Genomic DNA, 8,609 nt, shown 5'->3' with positions numbered 1-8,609 from the left:
CGTTTGGGGATGGTGGTGGTACTTTCCCTTTCCGCTAACAGAGCGTTCAGCGGCACAGGTTTTGCGCGCAAAACCGCTTTCCGCAGAGAAAAAATCAAAGAAAAATTTCCGGGCCGCAGGAAACGACAAAAACCGCCCGGCAGGTCATAGACCCACCGGGCGAGTTGCACAGTATAATTTACTTTATTTGTACTGTATAGTATAATCTCGTGGCCGCAATTCCCCCAGGCGGGGGACGGGCTTTTTTTGACAAGTCAAGAGCTGTCAGATTGTGTCGAATAGCGATGTACCTCATAGCGGCTGCCTCCTGTCAGCCGCCGCACTTTCCAGCGTTACCGCGTCATTATTTTAGGTGATAAAAGAACGGCGGCTTTGATTTGTAAGCCGTCGTGCGTAAATGAGCGTGATTATAGACTGCTGCACGACGGCTTTTTTCTTTTGCCGTCGTGCGGCAGTTTTTCAAATATTGGCTATATGGCAGTTTTCCAATCTGATATTACTGCAAAAAGTTGAGAACCAGGGCAAGGGCGACAATCCCCAGCATCATCAGCACCAGCGCCACGCTGATTATTGTGGACATGATATTGACGGCGCTCCGGCTTTCCTCGCTCTTTACGCAGATCACGGAGAGCAGGAGGCCCGCCAGCGCAAAGGCAATGTTGCAGATCGCCCAAATCATGCGTACACCATCCGGCAGGGTGATTTTCAGAAACACCGGGACAAGTGTTGCCAGTGGCAGCAGGCTGACAATCAGCGCGGCCAGACTGAGCTTTTGCAGTTTTTTTGTGACTTCCATACGATTACCTCATTTCCTTTTTTCCAAATTGTGTGATTGACAGAGCAAGCAGAACAGCGAATACAGCGATTGCACAGGGCAGAAATGGCATCAACGCAAATGCGGTGTCGGAGGTTTCCGCTGTAAAGTCATGCAGGGAGCAGGACACCAGATAGCCGCTGTAACAGTAGGGATAAGCAATCCAAAGCGGCGTGTTGGCGACCAGAATACCGGGGATAACCAGCAGCAGGTTTAGCCCCACGGAAAGCAGAGGTTTTTCAAATAACACCGTGATCGCCCACATCGCCGCCAAACATGGGAGCATCGTCAGAAACAGTCCCACGCACCATTTCAGAAGATAGAGAACGGGCAATGTTTCCGCAATACCCATTGTGGAAGTAGCCAGCATACCGGCGACTACGAACACCGCCAGAAAGACAACCATTTCCATGAACAAATAAAACATCAGGACACAAAACTTTGCCAGGGAAAGAGCTTTCCGGCTCACCGGCAGGGCCAGCATTTTCAGGCTGCCATTGTTCTGTGTTTCCCGCCCCGCAATCATCACGCAAACTACAATCATGCTGAATGGCAGCAGATAGTAAGCGTAGACCAAGGCGCTCTGAATGAACATAGCGGGCCATGCGTTGGTGTACTCCGGCGTGAAGTACCGGCTTAATGCCGCCACCCCAGAGGCTACGACCAGCAGCGGGGCGATAAAAATCAGCGGAACGATCTTTGAGCGTTTCACTTTCATAAACTCGATGCCGAGCAAATCCAAAAAGTTCATGCGGTTTCTCCTTTACTCATAGCGCAGATTTTTTGCCATCCACAGTCCAACACCGAGGAAAAGGAGCGTTTCGATTAGAGCAAACAGCACCACCAGCATATCTTGCTGTGCGCTCATAGCCACCGCAGGCTTGAACATCACAATGAACGGATGCACCATCAAAACCGCTGCGGCTGACGACGCCAGGGCCATCCCGCTCAAAAAACCGGCAACTCCTACGCCGAGGGGAACCCACATATTTTCAAAGCGCGAGGAAATCAGCACCATAAAGGACAGCACCGGCATGGATGTGATGAACGAATAGGCCGTAAAGCGGAGCAGGGTTCCCATTTCAAATGCCCCCTGCGGCAGATTGCTCATTCCGATTTTCATGAGCGCCAGATTTTCCAGAGCTACCGCCACAAAGAGCATGACGGTCAAGATCAGGAATTTGCAGAGATACATCCCCGGTACGCTCATGGGGAGCATATACATTTTTTTGATTGCGCTGCCCTTAAACTCCATGTTGTAGACCATGCAGGCCGCAACGACGATGCCAAACAGGTTCAGGATCATAATCATGCCGTAAAGCTGGGTCAGTAGTACGTCCATCGGGGCCAGCGGAAGATTGAGCAGCGTATCTTTTCGGACAAGGAAGTTGACAAAGGCATAGGCTGCGCCTAAAATACCGACAGCCAGTAGCACCGGGATCACCCCTGTCCGCTTCTCTTTCCGAAATTCGATCACAAGTGCCCTCATAGCTTTGCCCTCTGCTTTCTGGCGGCGTTGTCCTGCTCTACGATGGAGAGGAACACATCTTCCAGATTATCGGCGGACATTCCGGCCTGCCGTGCGCTGTGCCGCAGATCGTCCAAGCTGCCCTCGAACAACAGCCGTCCATGATTGAGGATGCCGATGTCATCCGCCATCAGTTCAATTTCCGACAGCATATGGGAGGAAATGAGGATGGTGCAATCGTACAGATTGGGCAGGGACTTCACCAAATTGCGTATCTCGTGGATGCCGGAGGGGTCGAGGCCATTGGTCGGTTCGTCCAGGATGAGGATAGGTGGACGGCCCAGCAGCGCCCCGGCGAGGCCAAGCCGCTGTTTCATGCCAAGGGAATACTTCTTTGCGAGGCGGTCTCCAAACTCGTACAGTCCCACCAGCTCCAAGGCGTCCTCCACGGTGTTCTTCCGCAGACCCAAAATCCGGCGTATCACATCCAGGTTTTCCCGGCCCGTCAGGTTGGCGTAGAACGAGGGGGCCTCAATGAAAGAGCCGATCTCCCGCAGGATTTTCAGCCGGTCATTGGGAAACTGTTTCCCGTCAATGGTGAAGCTGCCCTTTGTGGGGGCAGTCAGCCCCAAGAGCATTTTCATGGTGGTGGATTTGCCCGCTCCATTGGGGCCAAGGAAGCCGTAAATACTGCCCCTGCGGACGTGAATAGACACATTGTTGACGGAGGTAAAATTTTTGTATTTCTTCGTCAACTGCTCTGTGGTGATGATGTAGTCCATAGGCACATCTCCTTTCTGCCCCTATGGTACAGCATCAACCTGACTTCTACATTCTCCCGTCCTTACTTTTACCTTACTTTTTTGCACCGGCATTTATAAAGCGGTTAAACTGTGTTATAATCAAGCTGACAATGGAGGGACTCGAAAATGATTGAAACAGAGAGCCTTATCTTAGATAAAGCAAAGTTTCCGGATTGGGAAGAAATGTACCATAATGTTTGGTCACAGCCAGAAAGCGCAAGGTATATGGACTGGAATATTACCACAAGTGAAGAAGCCGCTAAAATAAGAATCGCAAAAACCATCACCTTTCAGAAAAGCCATGACACTTATTTGGTTTATGAAAAATTAAGCGGTAAAGCAATTGGGTTTGCTGGTATAGAGAAAATTGAACCTTACATATATCAAGAAGCCGGAATATGTTTGGGGCCAAATTATGTTGGAAAAGGATTTGGCAAGCAGATTCTTCAAGGTCTGCTTCAATATTGCAAGAAACAATTTGACGCAAAAGTCTTTATCTATTCAGCAAGAGATGAAAACACAGCTTCCAACCGATTAGCAAGATCGTTGGGTTTTTCGATTATTTCTTCAACTGCTAAAATAGACGATAAAAGCGGGCATCCCTACAATCTCTTACGATATAGCCTAAACCTGTGATTCCATCTCGTCAGGAGGCATCACGATGGACAATTCATTTTTACACAGCAAAAAACTCCTGCTGGTCGATGACGAGCCGGAACTTTTGAAAATGGTATCGGCTATTTTAGCGGACGAGGGCTTTTTGCGCCTTGTGACCACCGCCAATATGAAAGAGGGAATTGCTGTCGCTAAAGCGGAAAAGCCTGATTTGGCGATTTTGGACGTCATGCTCCCGGACGGCGACGGCTTTTCGCTGATGGAGCAGATACGCACATGGACGGATATTCCCGTGATTTTTCTGACAGCCCGTGACGAGGCGGCGGACAAGCTGGCAGGACTTGGACTTGGAGCAGACGACTATATCGCAAAGCCTTTTCTGCCCCAGGAATTTCTGTTGCGGGTCTATGCTGTTCTGCGCCGGTGCTACAAAGAGGACGCAGCCGTTTTGAAGCTGGATAGCTGTACGGTGGATTTCAGCCGGGCAGAAGTGGACAAGAGCGGTCAGATACTCCCTTTGACAGCGATGGAACATAAGCTACTGGAAACCCTTGCGAGAAATGAGGGCCGCATTGTGACAGTGGACATACTCTGCGAGGCTCTATGGGGCGACAATCCTTTCGGCTATGAAAACAGCTTGAACGCCCATGTGCGGCGCGTTCGGGAGAAGATTGAGGCAGACCCGTCAAAGCCGGTTTCCCTGCTGACGGTCAAGGGGCTGGGCTATAAGCTGCTGGCGAGGAAATAGCAGATGAAAGCATTTGGAAAATATATCTCAAAATATCTTCTCTCCTTTTTTGCCTTTGCGCTGGTTCTCCTGTTCGTCAACATTCTGGCGTTTGCTTTGACGTTCAGCGGCATCGTGTCCAAAGAATACGGTTCAGCGTCCCCAGCGAATATGTTAGAGGCCGTGGCCGCTGATTTGGCGGCATCCGGCATATCAGAAGAAAGGTCGCAGGAGTTAGAGCGCAATCATATTTGGGCTATGCTGCTTAATGAAGATGGGAAATGTGATTGGGCGCTATTTTTGCCGGAGGAAATACCAACGCAGTACACGATTCAGGATGTGGCCGTGTTCTCAAAAGGCTACCTGCAAGACTATCCCGTTTTTGTGCGGAACATGGAAGATGGTCTGTTGGTGCTGGGCTACCCGAAAGACAGTTTTATGAAATTGACAGGAAACTATTTTCCTGTGCGGGCAATCAGGCTTTTTCCGCTGTTCGTGACTGGCATCTTGGCGATAGACATATTGCTTTTATTCTTGGTCTACTACTTCTCTAAGCGGAAAATCTCTAAAAATACAGAGCCGATTATGGCCTCTATCAAAACACTTTCCACCGGCAAGCCTGTTGCGCTATCTATCCAGGGTGAACTATCAGAGATTGCAAATAGTGTCAATCAAGCGTCCCAGGTATTGAGCAGACAGAACCAGGCCTGCGCCAACTGGATCAGCGGCGTTTCCCATGATATACGCACCCCGCTTTCGATGATTATGGGGTATGCCGGACGAATTGCCTGCGATAATACGGCCAATGGGAATATTCAGCAGGAGGCAGAGATTATTCGGGCACAGAGCGCGAAAATCAAAGACTTGGTGCAGGACTTGAATTTGGTGTCGCAGTTAGAATATGAAATGCAGCCGCTCCACAAGGAGCCCGTGCGCCTGTCTAAACTGTTGCGCTCCTATGCGGCTGATTTGTTGAACACTGGCATTGGCCCGAAATATTCTGTTGAGGTAGAGATTTCTTCGGATGCTGAAACCGTAGTCATGGAGTGCGATGCCAGACTGATCTCACGGGCAATTAACAATCTGGTACAGAACAGCATCAACCATAATCCACAAGGCTGTACCATCAGCCTGTTCCTTGCCTGTTCGGACACGGCCATTTCTCTCACCGTTGTCGACAATGGCGTGGGTCTGTCCGCCGAAAAGCTGCGGGAGCTGGGAGAAAAACCGCACTACATGGAGAGTACCGACGAACGGCTGGACTTACGTCATGGGCTGGGGCTATTGCTGGTAAGGCAGATCGTGGAAGCACACAGCGGGGCAATGAAAATGGAAAGTGCGCCACAGAGTGGATATAAGGCGGTTTTAACATTTCAGAAAGCAATTTCGTGAAATGATACTTCTTATGAAAAAATTATAGATGCCTGCCTTTGATAGAAATTCCCACATTTCCCATGTCCCCATTAACGCAAGGGGCAGAGAAGCGATGACGAGGGGAACACGAACAGAGCAAGCATAGGGAGTGTGGCTACACTCCCGAAAAACGGCCTAATCCGGCCCCAGCCAGGCCGTGTCCGTTTTGCTTGTTGGGATAGTCCCAAACCCTTATACAGAACAGAGGCAATATCCGCAAGGGCATGGCAGCCACGGCAATATATCCTGTCAAACTGATTGCTGAAAAATCTGCTCCAAAGCACAGAAATAAGAGAATGGCAGAAGTCAGGGGTTAGGCGTAGAAAAAGTAGCTCCCGGAGGTATTGAAAACACAGACTTTTTTCGTGGGTATCGGAAAGGGGCAAGGTGTTTATATCTGTTCCTCCGAAAATGGGGGTAACTCTTTCTACATAGTCCCTCTATCCGATACGTAGGCTGACAGCCCTAAATCAGCCCGCCAGCCTACGCATTTAGGGCCTATCCAGCGGCCTGTTTTCAGGACGTTCAAGAGGCGGTCGCACAGGGGGTAATACGATTTGACCCGCACCCTCAAAAATGGGTTTCTAACTGCGTAGAAATGGGCAAGAAACCTCTGCTGCCAAGATAGGGCTGATGTGTAACGCTTTAGAGGCAAAACGGCCCTGATATTTCAAGGCTTTCCGGCTGTGGTCGATAGGGGGGCAGTACGATTTGACCTGCACCCGCCAAAACGGGCTTCTAACGGCGTACAGAAGGACACAAAAAGCCAGGGCGGGAGGCCGACACCCCGGCGCTCCTGTCCTGGCTTCTGATGGACTGTAAACTGTGCTGTTACACAAGAGGGCCTGCGGCCCTCTTGTGACACCCGCAGAAACCGTACACCCGCTTCGCGTCTGTACGGTTTCTGCGGGTCAGATAATGTTCACGATACCCCTGCTACGATTTGACCTCTCTGCTTTTCGCTTCCGTTCCATTCCCTTCCGGCGGCTTTGCCGCTTGTCCTCCAAGGGAGGGGAAAGGATAGGAAAGGAATGGGTAATTGATAAGTCTTTACTTGATTTTTCTTTATTTACTTATATCTTTTATTTTATTGCGTCGGATTTACCTACATAGGATTTTCCAACATCGGTTTTCCCGACGCAGGTTATTCCAACGTCGGTAAAGCTGACGGCGCTTGCGGCTGTTCGTAGATGGTGTACTCCGCTCCCCGCAGCCGCCCCCGGTTGTCCCGTTCCCTCGTCCGCACGATATACCCGGCCTGCTCCAGCTCGTGGACGGCCTGACGGATGGCGTCGATCTACTCCCGGTTGATGTACGCCAGCCCTTGCAGGGTGTAGTCCCATTCTTCCTGCAGTGAGAGGATTTGTGACAGCAGACCCTTGGCTTTCAGGGACAGGGATTTGTCCCGCAGGTGGTGGTTGGACATGACGGTGTAATTTGTATTTTTCTTGACATGAAATATTGCCATTTCCGCTCCTTTCAGCGTGTAAAGCGACGTCTCCGGCCAGATTGGGGCAGGAAACGCCGCTTTTTGTTTCGTACATACCATGCTTGCCCGCCGTCCATACCCATTGATTTTCTTGTGTTTTGAGAAGTATCGTTATCTAACGCCGTCTTTCACAAGGCCGGCTTTCATGGAGATCATGGAATTGGCGGAACAAGGCCTTGTGGCAAATTTGGTGGTCAAAGACCACTCCCGGCTGGGCCGCAACCGCCTTGTGGTGGGGCAACTACTGGAAGAAGATTTTGTCCGGCTGAATATCCGCTATATCGCCATCATGGACAACATTGACACCGCCAACGGGGTCAGCGACATCGTTCCCATGCAGGATTTATTCAATGAATGGCACGCAAAAAATACGAGCGACAAGGTACGCCGTGTTATGCAGAGCCGTGGTAACGCCGGGATACCGCTGACCACCAGCGCCCCCTACGGTTACAAGAAAGCCTCGGAGGACAAGAACAAGTGGATCGTAGACGAGTCGGCGGCAGAGGTTGTGCGGCAAATCTTCCGGTTATCGATCAGCGGCCTGGGGCCTACTCAAATCGCCAAGAAACTGCGCTCTGAGGGCGTGATGACCCCCAGCGAGTATTTTCAATGCGTGGGTATCAATTGTCCCACAAAGCCTCCCGCCTACCCTTGTAATTGGAGTTCCGGCACAGTAGCGGGCATTTTGGATAGACAGGAGTATGTAGGTGATACTGTCAATTTCCGTACCTGCCGCCAGTCTTTCAAGCAAAAAAAGCAGTTGGACAGGCCGCAGGAGGATTGGAAAGTGTTTCCTGATACCCACCCCGCTATCATCGACCGGGAAACTTTCGCCCTTGTCCAAAACCTCCGCCAGCACCGCCGCAGACCAGACCGTACCGGCATCGTAAGTATGTTCTCTGGGCTTCTCTATTGTGCTGATTGCGGTGAAAAACTGTATTATGCAAGCAGCAAGAGCAGTAAGCAGCCACAAGCCTATTTCTTCTGTTCCAGCTACCGCAAAAATTCCAACGTATGCTCCGCTCACTATATCAGGGAGAGTGTTGTGGGGCAGTTGGTGTTGGAGGGCCTGCAAAGGCTGTTGTGGTACATCCAGGTCTATGAAAAACGATTTGCCCAGGAGCAGATGGAGCGGTTTGGTCTGCAAGAGAAGAAAGCGTTGGAGGAGAAGCGGCGGGAGCTGGACAAGTCCAAACAGCGGGTATTGGAGATCGACCAGCTTATTCAGAAAAGCTATGAGGACATGACCAAGGGCCTGCTGTCCGAGGAACGTTTCGCCG

At 50.7% G+C, this 8,609-nt stretch carries 8 protein-coding genes and 1 pseudogene; 4 read left to right on the top strand and 5 right to left on the bottom strand.

Features of this window, described 5'->3' with window-relative positions; genetic code table 11:
* Positions 1-496: 496 nt before the first annotated feature.
* From D1646_RS19720 to D1646_RS19705, 4 genes are read right to left on the bottom strand one after another with little or no spacing between them, the layout of a single operon-like run.
* Positions 497-796 carry a hypothetical protein gene (locus D1646_RS19720; RefSeq protein ID WP_160638095.1) on the bottom strand — a complete coding sequence of 100 codons (300 nt, stop codon included), beginning with the start codon at positions 794-796 and terminating at the stop codon, positions 497-499.
* Between the two features lie 4 nt (positions 797-800).
* Positions 801-1,565 carry an ABC transporter permease gene (locus D1646_RS19715; protein WP_160638094.1) on the bottom strand — a complete coding sequence of 255 codons (765 nt, stop codon included), beginning with the start codon at positions 1,563-1,565 and terminating at the stop codon, positions 801-803.
* 12 nt (positions 1,566-1,577) lie between these two features.
* Positions 1,578-2,303 carry an ABC transporter permease gene (locus tag D1646_RS19710; RefSeq protein ID WP_160638093.1) on the bottom strand — a complete coding sequence of 242 codons (726 nt, stop codon included), beginning with the start codon at positions 2,301-2,303 and terminating at the stop codon, positions 1,578-1,580.
* Positions 2,300-3,064, bottom strand: a complete 765-nt coding sequence (locus tag D1646_RS19705; protein ID WP_160638092.1) for an ABC transporter ATP-binding protein — start codon at positions 3,062-3,064, stop codon at positions 2,300-2,302. Before D1646_RS19705 ends, D1646_RS19710 begins: the two co-directional genes overlap by 4 nt.
* A 147-nt stretch (positions 3,065-3,211) precedes the next feature.
* Here D1646_RS19705 and D1646_RS19700 point away from each other — a divergent pair, with 147 nt between their 5' ends.
* From D1646_RS19700 to D1646_RS19690, 3 genes are read left to right on the top strand one after another with little or no spacing between them, the layout of a single operon-like run.
* Entirely contained in the window at positions 3,212-3,721 is a 510-nt protein-coding gene (locus D1646_RS19700) for a GNAT family N-acetyltransferase (RefSeq protein WP_160638091.1), read from the top strand.
* Positions 3,722-3,746: 25 nt separating this feature from the next.
* Positions 3,747-4,448 (top strand): response regulator transcription factor, encoded by a 702-nt coding sequence (locus D1646_RS19695; protein ID WP_160638090.1) that lies wholly within the window; start codon positions 3,747-3,749, stop codon positions 4,446-4,448.
* A 3-nt stretch (positions 4,449-4,451) separates the two neighbouring features.
* Complete coding sequence (locus tag D1646_RS19690; RefSeq protein ID WP_160638089.1) at positions 4,452-5,819, top strand: HAMP domain-containing sensor histidine kinase; 1,368 nt, start codon at positions 4,452-4,454, stop codon at positions 5,817-5,819.
* Between the two features lie 1,031 nt (positions 5,820-6,850).
* On the opposite strand, the pseudogene D1646_RS23470 reads toward D1646_RS19690, so the two are convergent.
* Positions 6,851-7,308, bottom strand: a pseudogene (locus D1646_RS23470) (helix-turn-helix domain-containing protein); the annotation flags it as partial.
* Positions 7,309-7,489: 181 nt separating this feature from the next.
* Between D1646_RS23470 and D1646_RS19680 the strand changes: the two are divergent.
* Positions 7,490-8,609, top strand: a 1,120-nt coding sequence (locus D1646_RS19680; RefSeq protein ID WP_243154259.1) for a recombinase family protein, incomplete at its 3' end; no start/stop codon positions are given.

It is taken from the genome of Pseudoflavonifractor sp. 60, assembly GCF_009911645.1.
GTDB lineage: Bacteria > Bacillota > Clostridia > Oscillospirales > Oscillospiraceae > Lawsonibacter.
This window is presented reverse-complemented; position numbering and strand designations above follow the sequence as displayed.